Origin of the sequence: Rhizobium sp. NZLR1 (assembly GCF_017357385.1) — a bacterium.
Lineage (GTDB): Bacteria > Pseudomonadota > Alphaproteobacteria > Rhizobiales > Rhizobiaceae > Rhizobium.
The window spans coordinates 374,344-399,273 of record NZ_CP071633.1 but is presented as its reverse complement, the minus strand read 5'-3'; the positions used below and the strand labels follow the sequence as shown (position 1 = coordinate 399,273).

At 61.9% G+C, this 24,930-nt stretch carries 23 protein-coding genes; 8 read left to right on the top strand and 15 right to left on the bottom strand.

Going from position 1 to position 24,930, the window contains the following annotated elements:
* Window positions 1-10: 10 nt before the first annotated feature.
* Window positions 11-925 (bottom strand): hydrogen peroxide-inducible genes activator, encoded by a 915-nt coding sequence (locus tag J3O30_RS24315; protein WP_207585124.1) that lies wholly within the window; start codon window positions 923-925, stop codon window positions 11-13.
* 141 nt (window positions 926-1,066) lie between these two features.
* Between J3O30_RS24315 and katG the strand changes: the two genes are divergently transcribed.
* Complete coding sequence (gene katG / locus J3O30_RS24310) at window positions 1,067-3,253, top strand: catalase/peroxidase HPI (protein WP_207585123.1); 2,187 nt, start codon at window positions 1,067-1,069, stop codon at window positions 3,251-3,253.
* Between the two features lie 77 nt (window positions 3,254-3,330).
* Here katG and J3O30_RS24305 read toward each other — a convergent pair whose 3' ends face one another.
* From J3O30_RS24305 to J3O30_RS24295, 3 genes are all read right to left on the bottom strand, one after another.
* Entirely contained in the window at window positions 3,331-3,741 is a 411-nt protein-coding gene (locus J3O30_RS24305; RefSeq protein ID WP_207585122.1) for a type II toxin-antitoxin system VapC family toxin, read from the bottom strand.
* Window positions 3,738-3,998 (bottom strand): type II toxin-antitoxin system VapB family antitoxin, encoded by a 261-nt coding sequence (vapB, locus tag J3O30_RS24300; protein WP_207585121.1) that lies wholly within the window; start codon window positions 3,996-3,998, stop codon window positions 3,738-3,740. Before vapB ends, J3O30_RS24305 begins: the two co-directional genes overlap by 4 nt.
* A 248-nt stretch (window positions 3,999-4,246) precedes the next feature.
* A complete protein-coding gene (locus J3O30_RS24295; RefSeq protein ID WP_207585120.1) occupies window positions 4,247-4,702 on the bottom strand; it encodes an SgcJ/EcaC family oxidoreductase in 456 nt (151 codons plus the stop codon).
* Window positions 4,703-5,114: 412 nt separating this feature from the next.
* On the opposite strand from J3O30_RS24295, the gene J3O30_RS33310 reads away from it, so the two are divergent.
* A complete protein-coding gene (locus J3O30_RS33310) occupies window positions 5,115-5,660 on the top strand; it encodes a hypothetical protein (protein ID WP_246762856.1) in 546 nt (181 codons plus the stop codon).
* 40 nt (window positions 5,661-5,700) lie between these two features.
* Here the strand turns inward: J3O30_RS33310 and J3O30_RS24280 are convergent, their stop codons facing one another.
* Complete coding sequence (locus tag J3O30_RS24280) at window positions 5,701-6,669, bottom strand: zinc-dependent alcohol dehydrogenase family protein (RefSeq protein WP_207585119.1); 969 nt, start codon at window positions 6,667-6,669, stop codon at window positions 5,701-5,703.
* A gap of 53 nt (window positions 6,670-6,722) precedes the next feature.
* Here J3O30_RS24280 and J3O30_RS24275 point away from each other — a divergent pair, with 53 nt between their 5' ends.
* From J3O30_RS24275 to J3O30_RS24265, 3 genes are read left to right on the top strand one after another with little or no spacing between them, the layout of a single operon-like run.
* Window positions 6,723-7,133: a thioesterase family protein gene (locus tag J3O30_RS24275; RefSeq protein ID WP_207585118.1), complete on the top strand. Its 411-nt coding sequence runs from the start codon at window positions 6,723-6,725 to the stop codon at window positions 7,131-7,133.
* A gap of 28 nt (window positions 7,134-7,161) precedes the next feature.
* Window positions 7,162-8,685, top strand: a complete 1,524-nt coding sequence (locus J3O30_RS24270; RefSeq protein WP_207585117.1) for an AMP-binding protein — start codon at window positions 7,162-7,164, stop codon at window positions 8,683-8,685.
* Complete coding sequence (locus tag J3O30_RS24265; RefSeq protein WP_207585116.1) at window positions 8,663-9,868, top strand: thiolase family protein; 1,206 nt, start codon at window positions 8,663-8,665, stop codon at window positions 9,866-9,868. Before J3O30_RS24270 ends, J3O30_RS24265 begins: the two co-directional genes overlap by 23 nt.
* A 118-nt stretch (window positions 9,869-9,986) precedes the next feature.
* On the opposite strand, the gene J3O30_RS24260 is transcribed toward J3O30_RS24265, so the two are convergent.
* Window positions 9,987-10,445, bottom strand: a complete 459-nt coding sequence (locus J3O30_RS24260; RefSeq protein ID WP_207585115.1) for a carboxymuconolactone decarboxylase family protein — start codon at window positions 10,443-10,445, stop codon at window positions 9,987-9,989.
* Between the two features lie 384 nt (window positions 10,446-10,829).
* Between J3O30_RS24260 and J3O30_RS24255 the strand changes: the two genes are divergently transcribed.
* Entirely contained in the window at window positions 10,830-11,594 is a 765-nt protein-coding gene (locus J3O30_RS24255; protein ID WP_207585114.1) for an SDR family oxidoreductase, read from the top strand.
* 37 nt (window positions 11,595-11,631) lie between these two features.
* On the top strand, window positions 11,632-12,045 hold the full coding sequence (locus J3O30_RS24250) for a cupin domain-containing protein (RefSeq protein WP_207585113.1): 414 nt from the start codon (window positions 11,632-11,634) through the stop codon (window positions 12,043-12,045).
* Window positions 12,046-12,092: 47 nt separating this feature from the next.
* Here J3O30_RS24250 and J3O30_RS24245 read toward each other — a convergent pair whose 3' ends face one another.
* Both J3O30_RS24245 and J3O30_RS24240 read right to left on the bottom strand, forming a co-directional pair.
* Window positions 12,093-13,376, bottom strand: a complete 1,284-nt coding sequence (locus J3O30_RS24245; protein ID WP_207585112.1) for a cystathionine gamma-synthase family protein — start codon at window positions 13,374-13,376, stop codon at window positions 12,093-12,095.
* An 86-nt stretch (window positions 13,377-13,462) separates the two neighbouring features.
* Window positions 13,463-14,542 (bottom strand): YihY/virulence factor BrkB family protein, encoded by a 1,080-nt coding sequence (locus tag J3O30_RS24240; protein WP_207585111.1) that lies wholly within the window; start codon window positions 14,540-14,542, stop codon window positions 13,463-13,465.
* A gap of 1,213 nt (window positions 14,543-15,755) precedes the next feature.
* Here J3O30_RS24240 and J3O30_RS24235 point away from each other — a divergent pair.
* A complete protein-coding gene (locus J3O30_RS24235; RefSeq protein ID WP_207585110.1) occupies window positions 15,756-15,893 on the top strand; it encodes a hypothetical protein in 138 nt (45 codons plus the stop codon).
* Window positions 15,894-17,308: 1,415 nt separating this feature from the next.
* Here the strand turns inward: J3O30_RS24235 and J3O30_RS24230 are convergent.
* The 7 genes from J3O30_RS24230 to J3O30_RS24200 all read right to left on the bottom strand — a co-directional run bounded on the left by J3O30_RS24230 (window position 17,309) and on the right by J3O30_RS24200 (window position 24,921).
* Window positions 17,309-18,202 (bottom strand): rRNA adenine N-6-methyltransferase family protein, encoded by an 894-nt coding sequence (locus J3O30_RS24230; protein ID WP_207585109.1) that lies wholly within the window; start codon window positions 18,200-18,202, stop codon window positions 17,309-17,311.
* A gap of 298 nt (window positions 18,203-18,500) precedes the next feature.
* Window positions 18,501-19,010 carry a GNAT family N-acetyltransferase gene (locus tag J3O30_RS24225; RefSeq protein ID WP_207585108.1) on the bottom strand — a complete coding sequence of 170 codons (510 nt, stop codon included), beginning with the start codon at window positions 19,008-19,010 and terminating at the stop codon, window positions 18,501-18,503.
* A 139-nt stretch (window positions 19,011-19,149) separates the two neighbouring features.
* Complete coding sequence (gene ugpC, locus J3O30_RS24220; protein WP_207585107.1) at window positions 19,150-20,220, bottom strand: sn-glycerol-3-phosphate ABC transporter ATP-binding protein UgpC; 1,071 nt, start codon at window positions 20,218-20,220, stop codon at window positions 19,150-19,152.
* Window positions 20,221-20,234: 14 nt separating this feature from the next.
* Window positions 20,235-21,761, bottom strand: a complete 1,527-nt coding sequence (locus tag J3O30_RS24215) for a DUF5060 domain-containing protein (RefSeq protein ID WP_207585106.1) — start codon at window positions 21,759-21,761, stop codon at window positions 20,235-20,237.
* 32 nt (window positions 21,762-21,793) lie between these two features.
* Window positions 21,794-22,678 (bottom strand): carbohydrate ABC transporter permease, encoded by an 885-nt coding sequence (locus J3O30_RS24210; RefSeq protein WP_207585105.1) that lies wholly within the window; start codon window positions 22,676-22,678, stop codon window positions 21,794-21,796.
* Window positions 22,675-23,574: a sugar ABC transporter permease gene (locus tag J3O30_RS24205; RefSeq protein WP_207585104.1), complete on the bottom strand. Its 900-nt coding sequence runs from the start codon at window positions 23,572-23,574 to the stop codon at window positions 22,675-22,677. The genes J3O30_RS24210 and J3O30_RS24205 overlap by 4 nt, the downstream gene beginning before the upstream one ends.
* Before the next feature lie 93 nt (window positions 23,575-23,667).
* Window positions 23,668-24,921, bottom strand: a complete 1,254-nt coding sequence (locus tag J3O30_RS24200; RefSeq protein ID WP_207585103.1) for an ABC transporter substrate-binding protein — start codon at window positions 24,919-24,921, stop codon at window positions 23,668-23,670.
* Window positions 24,922-24,930: the final 9 nt, after the last annotated feature.

Sequence of the window (24,930 nt, the reverse complement as noted above, 5' to 3'; positions counted from 1 at the left end):
CATCCGGCCATCACCGTGCGACCTGTCGTTCGCGCATAATGTCGGCCGACCGGCGAACCGCCTCGGAGACCTGCAGGAGCTGTTTGGCCATGGGGGTCGAATTGCGCCAGACCATGCCGATCGTTCGCGACGGCTGCGGAGACTGGAAGCGGGAGATCGAAACGTGCGCCGAGCGCGTTTCCACAGGAACCGCCATCTCCGGGATCAATGTGATGCCGATGCCGGCGCTGACCATCTGGACCAGGGTGGAGAGCGAGCTGCCTTCCATGACTTCCCGGGGGCGGGCCGACCCGATCTTGCAGAACGACAAGGCCTGGTCGCGGAAGCAATGGCCTTCTTCCAGCAGCAGCAACCGCATTTCGCGCAGCGCCTCGCGTTCGGGCACCGGCTTGCCCTCGTCTTCTGGCCGCCGCACCAACACGAATTCTTCCTTGAAGAGCTCGAGCTCGGTCAGCGACGGTTCCGACACGGGCAAGGCGACGATTGCCGTGTCCAACTGGCCTTGGGTAAGCTCCTGAACAAGCTTTGCCGTCTGCGTCTCGCGCACCTCGATCTGAATTCCGGCGAAAGTTTTGTTCAGATCGTTTATGATGACCGGCAGCAGATAAGGCGCGATGGTCGGTATGATACCGATGCGCAGCCGCGTCAGGAAGGAGTCGCTGGAGGCGCGCGCCAGCTCCCCCAGCTCGTCCACGCCGCGCAGGATCGCGCGGACCTTGAGAGCGAAGGTCTGGCCGAAGGCCGTCAGCTTTACTTCACGCGCGCTGCGCTCGAAAAGCGCGCTGCCCAACTCCTGCTCAAGTTCTTTGATCTGCATTGAGAGTGCCGGCTGGGAGATGGCGCAGGCGTCGGCAGCGCGCCGGAAGCGGCCATCCCTCGCCAGGGCTTCAAAATAACGCAGCTGTTTCAAGGTCAGGTTCTTCATAAGCTCAGCTTATCGCAGCAATCAGTAAATCCAACTTAAAATTATCATATGCTTCCGATATGAAGACAGCAAGGGAGAGCGGGGCGCCCACTCGGCTCAACGTTTGAATGGCAGACAGATCAAGCAATGAAGGAGACAATCATGGACAACCCCGCTGACAGCACAGGCAAATGTCCTGTTGCGCATCACAAGGCTCCAGCCGCCCGGTCGAACCGTGACTGGTGGCCGAACCAGCTGAACGTGCAGATTCTTCACCACAACTCCGGCCGCGCCGACCCGCTCGGCCAAGCCTTCGATTATGCCGAGGAGTTCAAGAAGCTCGATCTCGAGGCGCTGAAGGAGGATCTTCATGCGCTGATGACGGATTCGCAGGATTGGTGGCCGGCCGACTTCGGACATTACGGCGGCCTGTTCATCCGCATGGCCTGGCACAGCGCCGGCACCTACCGCATCACCGACGGCCGCGGCGGCGCCGGCCAGGGCCAGCAGCGTTTTGCGCCGCTCAACAGCTGGCCTGACAATGCCAACCTCGACAAGGCCCGCCGCCTGCTGTGGCCGATCAAGCAGAAATACGGCAACCGCATCTCCTGGGCCGACCTTCTGATCCTCACCGGCAACGTCGCCTTGGAATCCATGGGCTTCGAGACCTTCGGCTTTGCCGGCGGCCGTGCCGACGTGTGGGAGCCCGAGGAACTGTTCTGGGGTCCTGAGGGAACCTGGCTGGGCGACGAGCGCTACAGCGGTGAACGCCAGCTGGCAGAGCCACTCGGCGCCGTGCAGATGGGTCTCATCTACGTCAATCCGGAAGGCCCTGGCGGCAATCCCGATCCGATCGCTTCGGCGCGCGACATCCGCGAAACCTTTGCCCGCATGGCGATGAACGACGAAGAGACCGTGGCGCTGATCGCCGGCGGCCACACCTTTGGCAAGACGCATGGCGCAGGCGATCCGTCCCTTATCGGCGCCGAGCCGGAAGGCGGCGCGATCGAGGATCAGGGCCTCGGCTGGAAGAGCTCGTTCGGCAGCGGCGTCGGCAAGGATGCCATCACCGCCGGTCTGGAAGTGACTTGGTCGCAGACGCCGACCAAGTGGAGCAACTACTTCTTCGAAAACCTCTTCGCTTTCGAGTGGGAACTGACGAAGAGCCCGGCCGGCGCGCATCAGTGGCAGGCCAAGAACGCCGCCGCCTCCATTCCGGATGCCTATGATGCCTCGAAGAAACATCTGCCGACCATGCTGACCAGCGACCTGGCACTGCGTTTCGATCCGGTCTACGAGAAGATCTCGCGCCGCTTCCTCGAAAATCCAGATCAGTTCGCCGACGCCTTCGCCCGCGCCTGGTTCAAGCTGACCCACCGCGACATGGGACCGAAGGTCCGTTACCTCGGCCCTGAAGTGCCGGCCGAAGACCTGATCTGGCAGGATGTGATCCCGGCCGTCGATCATCCGCTGGTCGACGACAAGGACATCGCCGAGCTGAAGGCAAAGGTGCTGACAACCGGTCTTAGCGTGCAGGAACTGGTCTCGACCGCCTGGGCGTCGGCCTCGACCTTCCGCGGTTCCGACAAGCGCGGCGGCGCCAATGGCGCGCGCATCCGCCTTGCCCCGCAGAAGGACTGGGACGTCAACCAGCCGGCACAGCTCACCAAGGTGCTCGGCGTTCTTGAAGGCATCCAGAAGGACTTCAACGCTGCCCAGACCGGCGGCAAGAAGATCTCGCTCGCCGACCTGATCGTTCTCGCCGGTGCTGCCGGTGTGGAGAAAGCGGCAGCCGCCGGGGGTCATCCCGTCAGCGTGCCGTTTACGCCGGGCCGCACGGATGCATCGCAGGAACAGACCGATGCTGCCTCCTTCGCTGCCCTTGAACCGCGCATCGACGGCTTCCGCAACTATGTGAACGGCAAGCGCCTGCAGTTCATGAAGCCGGAGGAAGCCTTGGTGGATCGCGCCCAGCTTCTGACGCTGACTGGACCCGAAATGACGGTCCTCGTCGGCGGCCTGCGAGTCCTGAAAGCCGGCACGCCCGATCATGGCGTCTTCACCTCCGGCCCGGAAACGCTGACGAACGACTTCTTCGTCAACCTGCTCGACATGGCCACGCAGTGGTCGCCCGCAGCTGGCAAAGAAGGCGTTTACGAAGGCCGCGACCGCAATACGAACGCAGTCAAGTGGACCGGCACCCGCGTCGACCTGATCTTCGGCTCGCATTCGCAGCTTCGCGCCTTTGCCGAAGTCTACGGCCAATCCGACGCCAAGGAGAAGTTCGTGAGAGACTTCGTCGCGGCCTGGACCAAGGTCATGAACGCCGACCGTTTCGACCTCGTCTGATCGGTAAGCATTCCCCCGGGCGCAGCTTCGGCTGCACCCGGGCATTTCTTTCTTTATGGAATGCCGCGCATCGGGAACTACCGCCCGACCATCCAATCCTCGACGCGCAAGCCATCCACGCGCCGGAACTCCCCGACATTGTTGGTAATGACAAACAGATCCCGGGCCTTCGCCTGGGCGGCGATCAGAACATCGTAGGGACCGATTGGCCTTCCCTTTGCCGCCAATGCCGCGCGGATCTCGCCGGCGGCCAGCGCATCCTCGCGTTCGAAACCAATGGCTGGGAAATCCGCCATGAACAGGCGCAGGGTCTCAAGATTGTAGGAAATTTTCGCGCTCCCATAGGCGCCGTAATAAAGCTCGTGCATCACGATCGTCGACAGTCCGATCGATCCCTCGTCGCTCTCAATCACGCGGCTCAAGAGTATGTCGGACTTCCGGCCGATCAAAGCGATCACTGCATTGGTGTCGACGAGATGGGTGATCACTTGAACAGGTCCTGTAGCCCAGGCCTCTCCTGATCCTCCGGCTGCCCGCGTCCTTCCGCCATGAAATCGTCACTGAAGCCGCGCTCCAAGGCGCTCTGCAACGACGCCCAGCGCCTGCCGTGATCGGTCCGCGGCCGCAGGATTATGGCATCGCCTTCCCGCGTCACTTCTACCTGGTCAACGTCGAAACGGAATTCCTTCGGCAGACGAACCGCTTGTGAATTGCCGGATTGAAACACTCGTGCATATTGCGGCATAGGAGCCTCCGCGATTTGTATATATTAGAACGTATATACGCGGTGCGCCATGTTTTTAAAAGAAGGAGAAGGCGTGCCAGGCACACCCCTCCTGTGTCATGCCGGCTCCGTGCCTCGAGCATCTGCCATCGATCGATGACAGATGCTCGAGGCACAAGCCGCGCACAACGAATATGCAGTCAGCAGTAGGAGACCCCGTGTGGGGTGAACACGGGATCTCCCTGCCGGACCAATAAGTCGATGAAACCTTACTTCTCCGGCATCATCGACGAGTGGTGCGAGGTGATCAGCCAGGTGCCATCCTTGAACTCATAGGTGTAGGTATAGCGGGCCGGCACCTTCGAACCGTCCTTCAGCGCGAATGTATAGGTGCCGGTATCGACTGCCCAGTTGCAGCCGGTCTTGATGTCGCGGCTGTCGATGTGGCCCTTGGGCTCCTTCGCCAGGAAGTGCTCGAAATAATCGATCCGTTCCGCCTGGGTCAGGCGAGGTTTGTCGGACAGGGTGGCGAGAAGCACGGAATCCTCGCTATAGTTCTTTGCGACTTCCTGCGGGCTCAGCGTCGCCAGCGACGTATTCCAGCGGTCGAAAAGCTTTGCCACTTCCTCCTCGCTGACTGGCGCGCAAGTCGCCGTTTCGGCCGCTGCCGCCGACTGGACCTGAACGAAACCGAGGACGAGGGCGGCAGCGATGATCATACGCATGTTTGACTTTCCTTTATGGCGGCTCCAGCGGACATCGCATCGGTCAACCGCATGACCAATATCTAAGCGGCCGGCGCTGCGGCCCCATCTGCCGGGTGGCTCCGATCCGATTTGCCGAACGGCATAGATGACATTCCCACCGGAATGACTATCGTGCCCGCGTCATTCATTTCAGGAGCAGTCCCGTTGGGTCTGGAGCGTAACACAGATACGGCGCATTCGCCTGATGTCGCGGAGATGAGAGCCCTTTACAGCGCGGGCGGCACGTCTGCGTTTCATCATCGAAGTGCGGAACCTTCTCGACACACACGCCTTCGAAACGGCCGCCCCAGAGGTCTTGTCCCGGCTTGCCGATTTCGCCGGAGCGCCGCTTGCCAGGCTCGTCTTTCCGCCCTTGCAGGGAGAGGCGCCCGTGCAGCTTACGGTCGTGCAATCGAGGAGCTCGGAAAGCGACGGCATCCTGTTTGCCTCGCAGGATGGTTCCGCTCTCCATCTGACGCTCATCGGTCCTTCGAGGGCGCGCGCATACGATGCCGACGACCGGCAGACCTTGGAGGTGGTGGCGGGCCAGCTCGCCGACGCCTGCAATCTCGAACGTCAGGCGGCAGAAAAGCAGGCGCTGCTCGGCGATCTCGAACGGCAGCGCAGCGAGCTTGCCGCCCTGGTCGCGCAGCTGATCCAGGCACAGGAGCAGGAGCGGCAACGGGTGGCGCTCGATCTGCATGACGGCTCGGCGCAGCCGATCCTGGTTCTCACCGCCGACGCGACCTTGCCGACGCGCAGGCGGGCGCTGTCCCTCGGCGCCAAGGATTTCCTGACGAAACCCTTCGATGCGATCGAGGCGGTCCTGCGCATCTTCAACCTTCTTGAAACTCGCATTCTGACGTTGGAGCTCGCCAGACACGGGCTGGCGACGCCGAAGTCGGAACGGCCGTGGGTCGATCCACCCTTATCTTGAAGGGGCGTTGGCCGTCGGCGGCGGTTTGCGCGCTCGCGCGTCAGGCGAGCAGCACCTTACCGCCCGTCCGGAAGGGAAGGGCGGATTGCAGCGCCTGGCGGATATTTTCCAAGGGAAAAACCTCCCGCACCTCGGTCGCGATGATCTTCGAGGCGATCTGCGCCGCCACGTCGCAATAGGCGTGCTGGACGTCGCCCATGGCTTCGGAATGAACCCATTCGCGGAGATGGAAAAACGAAAAAGTCATATCGGGATGGGAGGCCCAGAAGGAATTCGGGATGCTTTGGCCTGAGAGCAGGCCGTAATGCACGAAGTGCCCGCCCGGCCGTAGCGCGTCGGCGAGCAGGCCGGCGCGGGCGCCGCCGACGCAGTCGAGTACCGCGTCGAGCCCATGCCGGCCGGCAAGCCCCGCGGCCAGGTCGCCGTTCGCCCTGTCGATGATCACGGCCTCGAGACGACCGTGGAGGCGCTGGAGGGATTGTTCGCTGCGGACGATCGCCACCGGTTCCACGCCGCCGGCATTTGCCAAGCCGATCAATATCGATCCGATCGAAGAGGCGGCGGCATTGACGGCGATGCGCATGCCCGGCCTCAGCCCGATCTTCTCGTGCAGCATCAGCCAGGCCGTCATCGGGTTGACGTAGCTCGTCGCGGCTTCGAAGTCGGAGAGCGCCTCCGGCACACGGAGACACCAGCTGGGATCGGTATCCTTGAACTCCTGCCATCCACCGGCGCTGCGCACCGGCAGTACACGCGTTCCCGGGGAAAGGCCATGAACCTCCTCGCCGCACGCTTCGACCACGCCGAAGGCTTCGAAGCCGGGGATGAACGGCAAGGTCGTCCGCCCCGCATAGGCGCCTGAAATGGTGATGATATCGGACGGATTGATCGAACGCGCGAGCAGGCGCACCCGGACCTGATCGCGCCGCAGCGTCGGCAGTGCGGTCCGTTCGATCTCGACGACATCCTGGGCCGGCCCGATTTTTCGCACGACCGCCTGATATTGCATTGCATCCCCCAGACAACAGCGGTTAGAACAGCCCACCAATTTTCGGTGATCGAATGAGTGTTGACGACAGGCCTTTAGCATCCTTCCGGGTGTCGATGCGAGACATCGACATCTATGGTCATGTCCATAACTCGGTTTACCTCGACTATTGCGAGGATGCTGTCGTCGAGTTCCTGCGGCACCGGCAAATTCTCAGCCACTTCCGCCACACCTCCTCGGGTGTGGCCTATCACGTGAAGAAGGCGGAGATCACCTTTCACAACCCCATCGACGTCGATGATGTCGTCGAGGCCAAGGTGGCTGTCGAGAAAATCGGGCGCACGAGCCTCTCCTTTGCGCTCGAACTGTTTCGCCGGCGCGATGGCGCTCACTGCGCCTCGGCCGGGCTCGTCTGGGTCTGCGTCGGCCTCTCCGACAGCCGCCCGACGCCAATTCCCGACGCCACCAGGGCCGCTTTAGGCTGACGGCCGATCTTCAAACCAGCGGGTGTCCATGCCGATCCATGCGCAGCTTCTTCGACATGCAACGGAAAGGCCTGACAAGCCGGCCCTGGCGATCGACGGCCGCTCCCTGCGCTACGGCGAACTCTCTTTACGCGCCAAGGCGATTTACGGTTTTCTCCAGGAATTGCCGCACTCGACCCGCCGCACGCTCGATCTGCCCGGCGTGGAGAAACTTGCGGCCCTCAGCCTTGGCAACCACATCGGCTTTGCCGAATATTTCATCGCCGCCACCGCCTGGCCGCATGCCGCCGCGGTCATCGACCCGATGATGCCGCCGGAAAGGATCGAGCGCATCATCGAGCGGCTGGCGCCCGACGTGCTCATCGTCGACGACGAGGCGAGCCCGAGCGCCGAGATCGGCCGCAGGCTCGGCATATCAGTCATCACCGCCGGAGCGGAGCCCTTCGATTTCACCGAGACGGAAGGCGATCTGCCTGATGATGCCGAGGGCATCTTCCTGATCGGCTTTACCTCAGGCACGACAGCCGAGCCGAAAGCCTATTATCGCTCGCGCGGGCAATGGCGCCGGAGCCTTGATCGCGGACGCGTCATTTTCGAACTCGAAGATGCTCCGTCCACCATGTGCCCCGGCGCCCTGGCGCATGGGTTGGCGCTTTACGCCATGGTCGAAGCCTTGGATGCCGGCGCCACCTTCCATTCGGTCGGGAAATGGGATGCCGCTGGCGTCGCCCGCACCCTCTCTTCCGAAGAGATCGAACGGCTGGTCGCCGTGCCCACCCATATAGCCGGCATATCAAGGGCCTGGGCCGCCAAACCGGCTCTGACATCCCTGCGCGATGTCCTGACCGCCGGCGCAAAATTGGACGTGAACGGGGTCGAATCCATGCGCCGTCTTTTTCCGAAGGCGCGCATAAGGGAATATTACGGCGCATCCGAAATCGGTTTCATGACGGTCTCGACGCTCGTCGGCGGCGCGGTCGATTTTCCGATCGATCGGGTGGGACAAGCCTATCCCGGCGTGGAAATTTCCATTCGCGACCCTGATGAAAACAACGTCGGGACCGATGTGCCGGGAACCATATTCGTCAGGAGCGACCTGATCGCCGACGGCTATCTCTGGGGTGACGACGGTCAGGCATTCCGGGTCACCGAGGCGGGAGCGACGGTCGGGGACCTCGGCGAACTCGATGAAAACGGCATGCTGCGGGTGATCGGCAGGGCAGGCGGCATGATGATATCCGGCGGCAATAATGTTTATCCCGCCGAAGTCGAAAGCGCCCTAAAAGCTTGCCCGGGGGTCGACGATGCCGTCGTCTTCGGGCTGCCGGATGCCTATTACGGCCAGCGGATCGTCGCGGTCGTGTCGGGAGAGGCGACAGATCCAAAAATCCTGGCCGATTATTGCGCGGATAAGCTCGTCAGGTACAAGATCCCCAGGCAATTCTACCATATCGGATCCTGGCCGATGACGAGCAGCGGCAAGATTGCCAGGGGGCACGTGGAAACGGCTGTGATCTCGGGAGACGATCTTGTCCTACGCCTATCAGCCTGACGAGGATTGGCAGCCGGTCGTGGTTGCCGCTTACCGCACGCCGATCGGGCGGGCTTTCGGATCGCTTTCGACAGTTGCGGCGGAAGACCTGCTCGCGCCGATCATCCGTCGGATCCTTTCCGAAACGGCAATTGCGCCCGACGTTATAGACGACGTCCTGGTCGGTAACGCCGCCGGCGGTGGTGGCAACATCGCGCGGCTGGCGGCACTCGCCGCAGGGCTGCCCATGGCGGTTCCGGGTGTGACGATCGACCGGCAATGCGGTTCAGGCCTGGAAGCGATCATCATGGCCGCCCGCCTGATCCAGGCGAAAGCGGGCTGCTGCTTTCTGGCCGGCGGCGTCGAGAGCGTCAGCACCGCGCCATGGCGTGTCGAACGACCAAAAGCCAATGGGGCACTACCGCGCTTTTATGGGCGCGCCCGGTTTTCGCCTGATGCCGTCGGCGATCCTGAGATGGGAATTGCCGCCGAAAACGTCGCCCGTCAATTCGGCATATCGCGGCAGAGACAGGATGAATTCGCGCTCCGCAGTCACCAGCTCGCCGCCGCGGCGGCCGATGCCGGCATCTTTCGGCCCGAGATCGTCGAAATCTCCACCGGCCACGGACTGGTCGAACGCGACGAATGCCCGCGCCCATCCACATCGCTCAAGGCGCTCGCAAACCTCCGGCCGGTCTTTCTCCCCGGCGGTTCGGTGACAGCAGGCAATGCCTGCCCTGTGAATGACGGCGCCTGCCTGGTGCTGGTCATGAGCCGCGGGATGGCGAAAAGTCTCGGCATCGACAAGGGCCTCGCCTTCATCGACAGCGCGGCGGCCGGTGTCGACCCCAACCTGCTTGGCATCGGTCCGGTTGCCTCGACCAAAAAGCTCTTTCAGCGTCAGCCCGGGCTCTCGCTCGCCGCCGTCGATGCCATCGAATTCAACGAGGCTTTCGCGGCCCAGGTTCTGGCATCGCTGGATCAACTCGAAGTTTCCGCGGACGCGGTCAACAGCAATGGCGGCGCCATTGCCTTGGGTCATCCGTTCGGCGCATCCGGTGCAATCCTCGTCACCCGGCTCTACAGCCAGCTGATCCGCGCCCATAAAAGCGGCTCAGCTGCCGGCGCGACCGGCCTGGCAATGATCGGCATCGGCGGCGGCATCGGGCTGACCGCCATGTTCGAGACCGCCACGCTTTCCTGATCATAAGGGTATCGTGTGTCGTCGCCACCAAACATCACACCGAGTAACAAACCAGGTTTTTAGCAAACTGAGCCGGGCGAAGCTCTTCGCCCGGTCCGTTCTTCATGCTGCGATCCCGTCAGGCGGCGATGCGCTTGTGATCCGCGGGGTGCTGAAGCCGGAAGCCGATCGCCAGCCTGTTCCAGGCGTTGATCATCGCAATGCCGATCGAAAGGGCCACGAGTTCGTCATCCGAAAAATTGCTATGCGCCTCTTCATAAACATTATCAGGCGCATGGCTTTTCGCGATTTCTGTGAGCGCCTCGGCCCAGGCGAGGGCGGCCCGCTCCCGTTGGGTGAAGAGCTGCGACTCGCGCCACGCATTCAGAAGCAGCAGCCGGTCGTCCGTTTCGCCGAGCTTCAGGGCGTCCTGACGGTGCATATGCAGGCAGTGAGCGCATCCGTTCATCTGGGAAACGCGCACTTTGACAAGTTCGAGCAGCTTCGGGTCGAAGCTCTTGGCGATCCAGGCTTCGACGGCGACCAGACCGTCAACGCCGCTGTTCTTATGGGCTATGAAGTTCAAACGCTTGATCATTCTCGTCTCCATCGAGAGGGTTGATGACGCAAGCCACGGCTTGCCCGACAGTGGATACGCCGTGCCATCAGGCTCGCCTATCTGCTCCGAGGGTAGGTTCGGCCGATCCCGGATGACGTGAAACTCCTCCATTTCGGCCGGATGGATCGAGCGCAGGGCGAGCCCGGCTACTGCCTACGCATAGGGTGACCGCGACTGGGGGAGAATGGTTCGGGGCCGCGATCCGGCGCATTCTGCAGCCCGTCGGTTCCGGCCGGCCGCGCCGGAAAATCCCCGCGGCGACGGTCCCCATTCCGATGAAGTCGCTTGCCTCGCCGAGGAGGCGATTTCGGCAGCCACCTCAGGTCAACAGAGGAAATCCTCGCAAGGACAAGGAGACTACCCATGAAGATCGTCATTATCGGCGGCACCGGGCTGATCGGCTCGAAGACCGTGGAAAGATTGCGCAACAAGGGACACGAGGTGCTGGCGGCGTCGCCGAATTCGGGCGTCGATACGATCACCGGCAAGGGCCTGACGGAGGCGCTCGCAGGTGCCCAGGTGGTGCTCGATCTCGCCAACTCACCCTCCTTCGAGGACAAGGCGGTCCTCGAATTCTTCCAGACTTCGGGCCGCAACCTGCTCAAGGCAGCGGCTGCCGCCGGCGTGAAGCATCACATCGCGCTGTCGATCGTCGGCATGGAGCGGCTGCAGGGCAGCGGCTACATGCGCGCCAAGATGGCCCAGGAAGAGCTGATCAAGGCTTCCGGCATCCCCTACACCATCGTGCACTCGACGCAGTTCCATGAATTCATGGCCGGCATCGCCCAGTCGGGCACGGTCGGTCAGATGGTGCATCTGTCGCCGGCCTATGTGCAGCCGATCGCATCGGACGATGTCGCCGACGTCATGGCCGAAGTGGCGCTTGCCGAGCCTGCGAACGGCACGATCGAGATTGGCGGACCGGAGAAAATCCGCCTCACCGACATCGTGACGCGCCTCCTGAAAGCGACGAACGATCCGCGCCAGGTGATGGCGGATCCCCACGCCCGCTATTTCGGCGTCGAGCTCGAAGACGACTCGCTGGTAACCGGAGCCAAGGCGCGGCTCGGCCGGATCCGCTTCGACGATTGGCTCAGCCGGCAGCCGCCGCAGAAAAAGAGCGCCTAACAGCGAGACCACGTCCCATCAACGCAGGAGACCACACATGCTCAGAAAAATGATCTCGGCGGCCGCGCTCGCCATTGTCCTTGCCGCCGGCACTCAGGCTTATGCTGCAGGCGGCGACGCGAAGGTTCGCGTCGTTTTCGACCAGAAGCTTCCCAATGTTCCCGGCAAGAGCATGCGGGCGGTGCTCGTCGAATATGGGCCGGGCGGCTCGTCGCCCGGCCATACGCACCCGGCCTCGGCCTTCATCTACGCCACCGTTCTCGAAGGGGCGATCACCAGCAAGGTGAATGACGGGCCGGAGAAGGTCTATAAGGCCGGCGAAAGCTTTCCCGAATTTCCGGGTGATCATCACGCCGTCAGCAAGAATGCCAGCAAGACAAAGCCGGCCCGCCTGCTTGCGGTCTTCGTGCTGAATACCGACGAGACGGAACTGACAACCGACGACAAGTGACGTCCCCACGATGCCCGGCGCCGCCGGGCATCGATTTCCCCGCCGTATCAGGCCGCCTGCAGCGCCATCTCCAGGTCGGCGATCAGATCGTCCGGATGCTCGATGCCGATCGACAGGCGGATCGTCGATTCCAGCACGCCGATGCGCTGGCGGACATCGGCGGGCACGCCGGAATGCGTCATGGCGGCCGGATGGCTCGCAAGCGATTCCGTGCCGCCGAGGCTGACCGCAAGTTTGAAGACCTGCAGCGCGTTCAGGAATTTGAAGGCGGCCGGCTGGCCGCCGCGAATGTCGAAGGAGAAGGTGGAGCCGGCGCCGGTGCATTGCGCGGCGAAGGTCCGGCCGGATGGTGAATCCGGATCGTGATAGGGCAGGTAGTGGACTTTCTCGACCTTCGGATGATCGCGCAGAAAATCGGCAACGGCCCGCGCATTGCTGTTTGCCCGTTCCATGCGCAGCTGCAGCGTTTCCAGCGACCGGCCGAGCATCCAGCAGGAATGCGGATCGAGCTGCGTGCCGATCGCGCCGCGCAGCGCCTTGACCTGCTTGATGACAGCCTTGCGGCCGAGAACGGCGCCGGCGATCAGGTCGGAATGGCCGCCGACATATTTGGTCAGCGAATAGAGCGAGATATCGGCGCCGTGTTCGATCGGCCGCTGGAAAACCGGGCCGAGCAGGGTATTGTCGCAGACGATGATCGGCGTATGCCCCTGCTTTGCGCCGATCGTGTGGGCCACGCGCCGGATCATCGCGACATCGACCAGGCTGTTGGTCGGATTGGCGGGTGTTTCGATCAGGATGACGGAAACGCGGCCCTTCGCCATCGCCTCTTCCGCCGCCTTCTGCACCGATCCCTCGCTGACGCCATCGGCAAAGCCGACGGCGCCGACGCCGAAATTGAGGAACGTCTTTGCCAGCAAGGTTTCCGTGCCGCCATAAAGCGGCTGCGAATGCAGGATCGCATCGCCCGGCCGGACGAAGGCGAACAAGGTCGTGGCGATCGCCGACATGCCTGAGGAAAACAGCGCGCCGCTTTCCGTCCGCTCGTAAACGGCGAGCCTGTCCTCGACGATCTCGCTATTGGGATGATTGAAGCGCGAATAGACGAGACCCGCGCCTTTCCCCGCCGGCGGCTCGCGGCGGCCCGAGACGTAATCGAAGAAATCGCGGCCATCCTCGGCCGACTTGAAGACGAAGGTGGAGGTGAGGAATACCGGCGGCTTGACCGCCCCTTCCGAGAGTTCGGGATCGTAGCCGTAATTCAGCATCTGCGTTTCGGGATGCAGTGCATGATTGCCGATATGGGTTTTGGAAGGATGCGGGGCCGTCATGATCGTCTCCTCTGTCGGGGTTGCGGAAGGATAAAATACATCAAAACCACAGGTGAGGCGCAGTCATTGATGATGCTCCTCAATGATCAGTTGACGGCCTCGCCCAGAGTGTCTGCAACATAGGCGCCACGCGCGCCCATCGGCAGCGGCGTGCCCGTCGTCGTATCCCTCGCGGTCTGATGCTCCAGTTCGGCGTTGAGCTCCGCGCCGATGACGAGAATGACGACGGAAAGCCAGATCCAGATGAGGAGGCCGATCAGCGCACCGAGCGTGCCGTAGGTCGCGTTATAATTGGCAAAATGATCGAGGTAGAAGGAGAAGCCGAGAGACATGGCGGCCCAGGCGACCGTCGTCAGAACGGCGCCCCACGTCATCCACCGGAGCTTGGCAGGCTCCCGGCTGGGGCCAAAGCGGTAGACTGAGGTAACCGCCACCGCGACGACCAGCAGCAGCAGCGGCCACCGCAGGAGAAGGGCCATGTGCTCGTTGAACTGATCGAGCCAGAGATAGGAAAGCACAACCGGCATGACGCCGACAAGCGCCACCATCACCACCGTCAGAAGCATCGCGCTCAAGGTGAAGCAGAGTCCGACGAGGTTCAACCGGATAAGACCGCGCTTTTCATTCTCCTCATAGGCGACGTTCATCGCATCGAAGATCGCCAGCGTGCCGCTATGCGTGCTCCATAGCGCGATGCCGAGACCGACGAAAAAGGTGATGCCAAGTGCACTGTCGCGCTTATTGACGAGTTCCTTGATCTGATCGGCAAGTAGATCGAACGCTCCCGGCGGCATGAGGCCGGCCAATTCGCGAAGATGTTCGGATATGGTGATCGGATCGGCAACCAGCCCGTAGAGCGCCACCAGAGCCGCCATGGCGGGAAACAGCGCCAGCAGCAGATAAAAGGTCACACCCGCGGCAATGAGTGTGACCCGGTCGTTCAGGACTTCATGGTAGACGCGCCAGAACACATCGCGAAGTCCGCGGAGCGGAATAGCCTCGGGCGTCGCGGCGCTGCGGCCATGATCGTCAACCGCGCGGCGGGGTTCGGCACTCGGGGGAACGGAACTGCGCTCCGTTGCCTGCATCAACGCAAGTGCGCCGATCGCCGCAGCCACCATCGCCGCTGCGATCGACATCTTCTTGAGGTGAAGCACATCTGGCATGAGGATGCTCTCCGCTCTGGTGCGGGGATAACGCAGAGTGCCGCTAAAGGATGCAAGCCGCTGCCTCCCGCGACCATTCGAGCGGGGGGCAAAATCATTCCGTTCCTCGAGCCTGTCGAGTAACGGCAATTTTGACCGATTCGGGCTTGTCAAACCGGTCGCTGCGGGGGAATCTATCGCCTGGTGGCGGGGGGTATGGTGCAGCTTACAAAATTCTAAGCCATTGATCTCGTTATTATCACTTCCAGTTATGGAAGTGAATTCGCACTTTAGTTTCGTTACTGACTGGGCGGTCTTTTCGACAAGCCTGCCCGACAACCATCGTTTCGGTCTCAAAGGCAGCGAATTCTGGCTCCAAGCGTCTGCAATGTTGCGACCACAGCGCCTGTCAGCGATCGACAAAACAATAACGCCAGTGGCAATCCCCTGCAATAGCTGCTCTCGTTATCGACCGCGAATATCGGGAACCGGACGCGGAGGTGCTTCTGCCCGGCATCATCCATGCTGCCCGCCGCCGAAGCCGGAGCATTGCCTGCCCGCGATCGAGATCGAGATCTCAATACCTCGGTCGCAGCCGGACAACGCATTCACGATACGCCCCCGAAAGTCTCGTCTGCAGACCGGGTCGGCGCTGCTTGAGAACCAGCCCCTCCCCTGCTTCATGGTCATTCGGTTCGGCCGCATGGCGAGGCCGGCCAGACTGCCGTGCGCCTCGACCAGCCATCGCGCGATGGATGCGGTGTCACATGGCGGAAGGGCAATCGGCTCGATATCTCCAAGCATCGACCGATGAAAAATGCACGTCCGACGATGCACGCGATCGCCTCGTCACGGGCGTGCGACAGCCGAGCCTCGGCCGGGTCAGACCTCGGCCAAAGGCTCTTCCCGGCACGAGGCCTGGCGCGTCACCAGGCGAATCCCTGAACTCGGATGTAGGTCCGCTTGCCTGATTGCCCGTTGTCCGCGGACAACTTCCAATCAGACGATGGCCGCAAAGCCTATTCAACACGCCCCGCAACTGGTGTGCATGGCAGCGAAATGCGAGGGGCGCACCGACGCCGAATGGATGCAAAGAGCAGCGCTGCGGCGTCTCCCTCGAGGCAATGGCCTTCGGCCTGTGCCCCTTAGGATGAGGGACGCCTAGAGGGTGCCGCCGTCCATAGGAGACGCCAGGAATCTGCGCCCAACAACGAGCGCTGGAGAATGCCGTGCCGTGGCCCACGAGAGCCTCATCCCGAGGCGCACCGCCTCGAAGGACGAGGCGGGCGCGCCGACGTCGAAGGAATGCAAGGAGCAGCGCTGGAGCGGACCCTTCGAGGCTCCGGCCGTCGGCCTGCGCGCCTCAGGATGAGGAACGCCCTGAGGGTGCCGTCCTCAACAAGGGACACTGCGGATCTGCGCTCCAATAGTGCGCGTTGAAGAACCCGCGCCACCGCACACGAGAGCATCATCCTGAGGCGCCCCGCAAGAGGCCTCGAAGGGCGAGGCCGGTGCGCCGACGCCGAAGGAGTGCAAGGAACGGCGCTGAGCACGTCCTTCGAGGCTCCGGCTGTCGGCCTGCGTGTCTCAAGATGAGGCGCACGCTGGAGGATGCGCCCCCAACAAGGGGCGGTAGATTTCCTGCGTCTCAATTTCAGGCGTTGAAGATTCCGATACTACCCCCGAGAGCCTCACCCTGAAGCGCGCCGCTCGGGGCCTCGACGGGCGATGCGGGTGCGCCGACGTCGAGGGAAATGCAAGGAGCAGCGTCGGCGCCGCGCGCTAAAGGTGAGGAAGGATCAGCTATGCGAAAGCCTGAGCGTCGAGAATACGGGATTGATCGTAAATGGGTTGTCCGCGGACAACCCGGTGACCATCGAGACAGAACAAGTTCTCGAGAACACTTCACCTTACGCTGTCGTCCAATTGAGCCTGAGGCGCTCCCCGCAAACGCCTCAAAGGACGCAGCGACCTGCTCGCTTCGGGAATGAGTGGCGGCGCAGCGCAAGTTGTCCGCGGACAACGCCGCCGAATCCGGCCGCGAGCAATAATCAAAAGCTGCGCCCAATTCGACCCTCTTGCAGCGTCACCCGTCTTGCCACCCAGCCGCCAAGCTTGAATTTGCCGCGTCGCGGCACTACCTCGTGATGGACCGAAGCGCTTCACCCCTCCGAGCCGCTTGGGTCCGACAGACAGTCATTCCTCCTCCCAGGCTGTCGCTCACTATCGAAGCCCGGTGCCTCTCCCGCGCCGGGCTTTCGCTGTTTCGGCAAACCACTGGAGTAGCCGGACAGGCCACATCCTCCATTTCTTCCGCTCCTATCGATCCGGTCCTCAAACGGGATCGGCGGAGCCGGCGGCAAAGTTCATTGCCTGCGTCGCCAACCTGCGCCGAAGCTGCCGCCTTGCCGCCGGCGGTGGTGCGCAATTCATATGAACTTTCGCCGCATGGCCGCGGCTCGAATACTCGGCGCCTCCGGCTCGATCTCGAAGATCATCGACAGCAAATTTCAACAGCAGAGTTTCCCGCTTCAACTGGGGAGAGGCGCCGTTGGCGAGCTTGCGCTAAGCTTCGGGAAGGCCGGATCTAAGGTCGACACTCCGAACGTGTCATCGCCCATACCATCTCCGCCGGATGCTCGGGTGTTGCGATGTCGTCGCTGATCAAACCTGCGGCCGACTGATCGCGCCGGGCGAAGGGGCGAGGGGCATCGAGATCTTCGGCGTGGTGGGCTGCGTCGCTGTTCGCAACGGAGATGCAGCAGTCGGCACTCTGGAAGGAATGCTTCAGGGATCGTCATAGCAGAGCGCCCATTGGTCGCCGATATACCAGCAGCGTCCTATCCGCGGGTCCGTCTTCCAGAGCAGGCTTTTGATGAACTCGATGCCGCCGCGCTGGAAGGCGGTCGTCAGCGCCTCGATCTCGTTCTCCTCGATCATCAATCCACCATCGGCGCAGACAAAATAGGCTGTGCCGATCCAACGCGCTGCAAATCCACTCGCGCCGCGCTCAATACGAAGTGCGGCGCCGTGAGAGGCATGACGACCGCCATTCGCCGGCCGGCCCTGGCGCGGTACAACGAGGGGCAACACCAGGCGCCCTCCGGCTCGCAGCTTTTCGATCCACGGCGCTGCGGGACGCCCGACGGCGAAATTCACGCAGATCGCATCCACTTCTTGCTGCGGCCATTGGTTGCCGTCGGCGGTGATGACGCTGACATTGGACCGGTCGGCAAGCGCTGCTTGGGCATGGCCGGCCAGATCGGGGTCCATTTCTACGGCATAGACATGCCCGGTGGCGCCCACCAGCTCCGCGAGAATGGCGCTATAATAACCGGTGCCGGCACCGATATGAGCGATGCGATCACCGATCTGGGCGTCCAATTCCGCCAGGAGACGGGCATGCAGCGACGGGCTGCCATTGTTGACGCCCTTGTCGGGCTGCAAGGCGAACAGCGCATCCTGATAGGCCAGAACCACATCTGAGGAGAGCAGGGGGCGATATCCGCCACCGAGATTGGCGATCTGCCATGGCGGCGCACCGAGGAATTTTTCGCGGGGGACAGCGGCAAAGGCAGCCTCGATCCGCGGGTTCGTCGTTCCGGCGGTTGCTGCCACCTGATGGGCGTAAGCGCGGCGGATCAACGCAAGTTCGTCGGTCGTGAACATCGCAGCGGACATGGCTAATCTCCGGATATGACTTTGATCTGTGCCGTTTTCTCCGTCTTTGCGCCTGCAAATCTATCCACGCTCGACACCTGGCCGCTGTCGACGGCGGATAGCATCCTGCAGCAGTCCGCACGTATGGCGGAAGTTAAGCCCATGTTTGCTTCCATTACAGAAAACTACGTTGTTACGTCATAGACTTAACATGGCAACGCTATATAATTCGAACCCGCCGCCGCAGGTCAGAACCGACCTGCACGCGGGCATCACCGGCGCGTGGCGTCGACACCTCCCCATAACGTCGTCGAGGCATTCAGCCGTGCGGCGTCGCGCGACCCATGGCGTTTACGCTGAAACGCTTCTTGATCCTGTCGACTTGCGTTCCGTCCTGAAGCGGAACCTGAACCAGCCTGTCATAGGTCTCAAAGCCCATCTTCGCGTAATAGCCAAGTCCGCTGATATTGTCGGCGCGGATGGTCGCATTGATGAATTCCAGCCCGAGCTCTTTTGCTGCCGCTCTTGTCGCGGGAAAAAGCGCGCTGCCGACGCCCGCGGTCTTTGGGCTCAGGCGGGCAAAGGTCGCAATGTCGGCGACGCCTTTCGGCGGATCGCCGTATAAGCTCAGCGATTGAAAGCCGACAAGCGACTGATCGTGCTCTGCAACATGGCAGACAAGCGGAAACTCGCCGTCGATGAACCAATCGACGAACTCGCCGGCCGAAAGCGGGGTCTCGAGCGCTGTCGTTCCGCCTGCCCGGATGAGCTCGTTCAGGAGAGCGCTCAGCTCCTCTGCGTCGGAGGAGGCGGCTTTTCGGATGTGCATGTCTTGGCTACCTCGTCGTTCGCCAACAACCTATCGGCGAAATTTCGAGATGACAAGTCACCATTTCGTCTGCCAGATGAGGCATCGTCCAGCGCACCCGACACCGATTTCGCGTTCGCCGATTGCGCGCAAACTGTCGTCAGGCGTTCAATCGCTGCTGCGTCTGCCGGTCGAAGAAATGAACCTTGGAGGTTTCGAAGGAAAGCTTCACCGGCTGTTCCGGGACGAGCTCGACACGTTCGCGCACGACCCATGTCAGCTCCCGGCCGTCGACTTCCACGGCGACATGGGTTTCCGATCCTGTCGGTTCGACCACCTTGACCACGGCATCCACCCCGTTCTCGTCGCCGAAGGCGATGTCTTCGGGACGGATGCCGAGTGTCAGCGGCCGTTTGGCGGAATTGGCCGGCGCCCGCGAGAGCGCTACGCGCGAACCGCTGGACAGCGCCAATGCCGGCTTTCCCCCATCGTCGATCGTCCCTTCGAGAAAATTCATGGCGGGGGAGCCGAGGAAACCGGCGACGAAGATGTTGCGCGGCCTGTCATAGAGCTCGAGCGGGCTGCCGATCTGCTCGACGCGGCCGGCATGCAGCACGACGATCTTGTCGGCCATGGTCATGGCTTCGATCTGGTCATGGGTGACGTAGACGATGGTGGTCTTCAGCCGCTGGTGCAGGGCCTTGATCTCCGCCCGCATCTTTACACGCAGTTTCGCATCGAGATTGGAGAGCGGCTCGTCGAACAGAAAGACTTTGGGATCACGAACGATGGCGCGGCCCATGGCGACGCGCTGGCGTTGCCCACCGGAAAGCTGGGCCGGCTTGCGGTGGAGAAGCGGCTGCAAGCCGAGAATAGCGGCGGCTTCGCCGACCTTCTTCTCGATCTCAGGCCGCTTGGCGCCGGCAAGCTCCAGCGCGAAGCCCATGTTCTGGGAGACGGTCATCTGTGGGTACAGCGCGTAGTTCTGGAAGACCATCGCGATATCGCGATCCTTCGGCTGCAGATTGTTCACCACCCGGCCGTCGATGCTGATCTGGCCGCCGGTGACGTCTTCGAGCCCGGCGATCATGCGCAGCAAGGTCGACTTGCCGCAGCCGGAGGGGCCGACGAGAATGGTGAATTCACCATCGGCGATCTCGACGTCGACACCATGAATAATATCGACGGTGCCGAAGGATTTCTTGACGTTTCTGATGCTCAAGCCTGACATTTTGGACCCCTTGATTAGTTCTTCCCGCGCCGGCGCACGCGCAGCGCCTGGTATGGCTTGGGCGGGATTTTGACGCCGAAGGCCGCGTCCGGCTTGCCGCCGCGCACGATCGAGCCATGGCGGGTCGGATGCGGAACGGGCGCGGCCACCTTTTCAGCCGGCGTGATCGTCATCTCCCAGGTGTCGATGATATCGACATCGTAATCGTCGCCATCGACAGGCAGGCCAGTGGACCAGATGACCGGCTGATGTTCGCCGAAATAGATCAGCCGGAAATCGCCGTCGCCGTCACGCGCGCCCGATACCCGCGACCAGGGCCATTCGCCGATGATACCGAGCGGCTCGAGCCCATGTTTGACGTCGGCCTCCAGCAGATCGCGAAGGAAGCCGATGCGCTTCCAGGCCTCGCCGCGCAGCTCGCCGCCCTTGGCCCACCAGATCAGATCCTCGGGATGGGAATAGGTCTCGCCATGGCCGGCATAACCGCCGCGCGCCATGGTGATCCAGAAGCGATGCACGAGTTCCCCCGCATGGAGATTGCCCCATGACTGCAGGATGTCGCCCTCATATTCCGGCTCGTCGTTGACGACAGGCTTGCCATAGGCATCGCGCCATTCCTGGGTGCGCTTGACGTCAGGGTTCTGAATGCAGCTATGCGTGACCCACGGCTTGCGATGATCGAAATTCGCCGTAACGTCGCCATTGTGGATGGAACGCAGGTGCTGGTAGGGGTCGTTTTCCTCCAGGATGTGGAAGTAGCGGTCCCACTGCGCCATCGGTTTGGTGTCGATGAGGAAATCATATTCATTGGCGAGCGACCACCAGACGTTCCGGCAGGCGGAAAGACGCGCGGCCAGATATTCGACATAGCGGAAATCCTGCGCGGCCGACATGTCGGCATAGCCCCAGCGGTCATAGGGGTGGAAGATGATGATATCGGCCTCGATGCCGAGTTCGCAAAGCGCCGCGACCTGCTTTTCGAAATGCTGGAAGGCGGCGGGGTTGGGCCGGTCGAAATCTTGGCCGCCATCCGCGCCGCGTTCGAAGCAGGCATGCAGCGGCTCGTTGACATTATAGGGATAGTCCTTTGGAAACACGCCCATGCGCATCTTGTTGAAACGCGCCGTCTTGAGGGTTTCCAGCGTCTGCTTCTGCATGTCGAGCGGCTGGTGCGTCCAGGCGTAGCAGGTTGTTCCGAAGGAGAGGAACGGCGTGCCGTCGGCATAGGCGAAGTGGAATTTGTTGCGCACGCGCACCGGGCCGTGATTGCCGGCCGAAGGTGCGGTCGCGGTCAAAACACCGGTCTTGCCGTCGAGGGCCGCGGTCTTGGAGCGCGTCTTGAACGACCACTCACCCTCACTGTCGGGCATGAAACGGATGCGATAAGTGCCGTTGCCGTCATAGAAGCCCGGTACGCGCACATCGCGGCTCTTCTGGGTGAACACGGCATCGAATGCCACGTCGAGATAGGGATTGCCGCCGGCCGGCCCCTCGAAGGCGGCCTCGAACACACCCCATTTTTCGACTGTTGCATCAGACATTCTGTCTCTCCTCGTGAGATAAGATTTCGCGATCAGCCCTTGACGGCGCCGGAGGTGAGGCCGGAGACGAAGTAGCGCTGGAACATGAGATAGACGATCGTCGCCGGCAGAACGGTCATGACGATCGCCGCGTTGAGCTGGCCGTAATTGCTGGAGAACTGCCCCTGGAATGACATCAGGCCGAGCGGCAATGTCCACATGTGCTGGTCCTGCAGCAGCACCAGCGCCATGGCGAATTCGTTCCAGGTGGAAACGAAATCGAGGATGAGCAGCGCGGCAAGCACGGGCAGGCACACCGGTAGGAAGATCCGCCGGAAGATGGTGAAGTGGGTTGCGCCGTCGATCAGGGCCGCTTCCGACAGCTCCTTGGGAATGCCCTTGAAGAAGCCATGCAGGATGAAGACCTGATAGGGAACGCCAAAGGCGATATAGGGAAGGATGACGCCGGGATAGGTGTCGATCAGGCCGAAGGAATTGACCAGGGTGAAGAGCGGCGCCAGCATCACCTGGAAGGGGATCATCGTGCCGAAGACGACGACGAGCAGCAGGGCCTTGCTGATCTTCAGCTTGATCTTGGCCAGAGCATAGGCGGCCATGGCCGACAGGAACAGGCCGAGCGGCACCTTGATGACGGTGATGACGACGCTGTTCAGAAAGGAGTTGGCGAAATTGCCGCGGCTCCAGGCAGCGCTGTAATTGTCATAGGCAAGCTGGGTCGGCGGCATGAAGGCGCCGGTGCTCGTCACCGCCGCCGGCGTCTTCAGCGAGGTAAAGACGATGAACACGAAGGGCGCGACCCAGACGAGGGCGACGATGATAAGCGTGATCCAGAGGCCGATCAGAACGGGATCGCGCTTCATCGACGACGGCTGGACTTCGAGATGCACGGCGGCGGTATCGCTCGGCACTGCTGTCACGATTCGACCTCCTCGTGCTTCTGGGTCCATCTCAAATAGGGAATGACGACGGCCATGGTGATCAGCAGCAGGACGACGGAGATCGCCGCACCCCGGCCGAAATCGAAGATCTGCATGGCCTGCGTGAAGGCCCAGAGCGCCAGCATCTGGGTGGACTGCGCCGGCCCGCCGCCGGTCAGGCCGTAGACGATATCGAAGGCCTTCAGCGAGGAGATGATCGAAAGAACGAGAACGATGGTGATCGTCGGGCGCAATGCCGGCAGCGTCACATGCTTGAACACCGCCCAGCGGCCGGCGCCGTCGATGCGCGCGGCCTCCACCAGCGTCTGCGAGACATTCTGCAGGCCGGCCAGGAACAGCACCATCGAGAAACCCACCGTCTGCCAGAGATAGGCGACGAAGACGGAATAGAGGGCGATATCCCTGTTGCCGAGCCAGTCCTTGATCCAGCTCTGCATGCCCCAGGAGGTCAGCAGCTGGGCGAACAGGCCAAAGAAGGGATCGTACATCCATTTCCACATGGTGGCGACGGCGATCGGCGCGATGATGACGGGCAGATAGAAAATCGCCCTCAGGCCGTTGCGGCCGAAGATCTTCTGATTGAGGCTGAGCGCCAGGAGCAGTCCGACCATCGGCGGGAAGATCAGGCTCATCAAAGTCCAGATCACCGTGTTGCGGAAGGCAACCCAGAAGACCGGGTCCCGGGTGAAGATCGCCGAATAATTGGCAATGCCCACGAATTGCCGGTTGGCATCCAGCCCGTTCCACTTCTGGAAGCTCAGGATGACGACGTTGAGCATCGGGTAGAGCGCAAAGACCGCATAGATCGCCAGCGCCGGCACCAGCAGGATCGCCGCTTGCACGCGCGGATCATGAGTCGATTGTCGAAGTGACATGCTTTCCTCCTGAGGGCAAAGCAGCCGCCAGCTGATGAAAGAATGTGCCAGCCGATCAACTCAGCGGTCGATCGAATGGCGCCTTGGAAGGAATCAGCTTCTGCTTGCGATGAAGCTCTGCAGCTGCTTGACCGCGTCGGCCGGCTCGGTGTTGCCGGAGGCGACGTCGTTGATGACACGGAAATATTCCGTCGTGACATCGAGCGGGAAGGCCTGATCGCCGTTCATGTAGACCTTGCCGAATTTCTGGAAGATCCCCAGCCATTCCGCCTCGAGCGGCTTCTGGTTGGCGTACTGCACGTTCTTGTTGACGGAAGTCGAGCTCAGCTGGCCGAGCAGATCCTGCTGCACCTTCGTCGACAGGAAATAGTCGAGGAATTTCGCGGCGGTGTCAGGATTTTTGCTCTTGGTGCTGATGTAATTGTACTCGGCGAAGCCATAGAGACGGTCGGTATTGGTCGGGAAGGGGAAGATGCCGTAATCGTCGAGATTGGCGCCGGAGCCGTTGAGCTGGCTGACCAACCAGTCGCCTTCGAGCATCATCGCCGCGCGGCCTGCGGTGAAGAGGCTGTAGGACTGCTTGTTGTCGATGCCCATGAACGGCTGCAGCGTATAATCCTTCGTCCACTTCGCAAACTCGGCGAAGGCCTCCGTCGCACAGGGTTCCTTGGTCCAATCCAGCGTCATAGCCTTCAGTGCATCATGCTTTTCGGCGCCGCACTTGGTTTCGAGGATGACGTCCATCAGGCGCATGACGTGCCAGTTGACCGTGCCACCGAAGGTGAAGGCAGGGATGCCGGCGGCTTTCAGCTTGTCGGCCGCGGCGAGAAATTCCTCATAGGTCTTCGGCTCTTCCTTGATGCCGGCCTGTTCGAAAAGCTTCTTGTTGTAATAGACGGCTTCGCCCTTGAAGGTGAAGGGAACGCCATGCTTGCCACCCGGATAGAGGTCGGCGAAAGCCGCAGCGGCGGGCAGCAATTCGTCGTTCCATTTATATTCGGCATAATATTTGTCGAGCGGCAGGGAGAGACCGGCCTTCACATATTCGCCGCCAAGGCCGAGGCCCGCCCAGCTGAAATAAATGTCGGGGCCTTTGTCGGAACCGGCCGCGACGCGGAGCGCCGTCTTATGCTCGTCGACGGCGCGCTGAACGATCTCGACATGGGTTCCCGGGTTTGCCGCTTCAAAATCCGTCGCAACCTTCTTGAGCGCGCCGTTGGCGGCGTTGTTGTCGAAGTTGAGGGTCCAGAGCGTGATGTCTTCGGCAAGAACCGGCGTCGCGGCGAAAGACGCCATGGCGATCGCGACGATGCTCGCAGTCTTCAATTTCGCGGATAGGGTCAGCATTACCGTCCT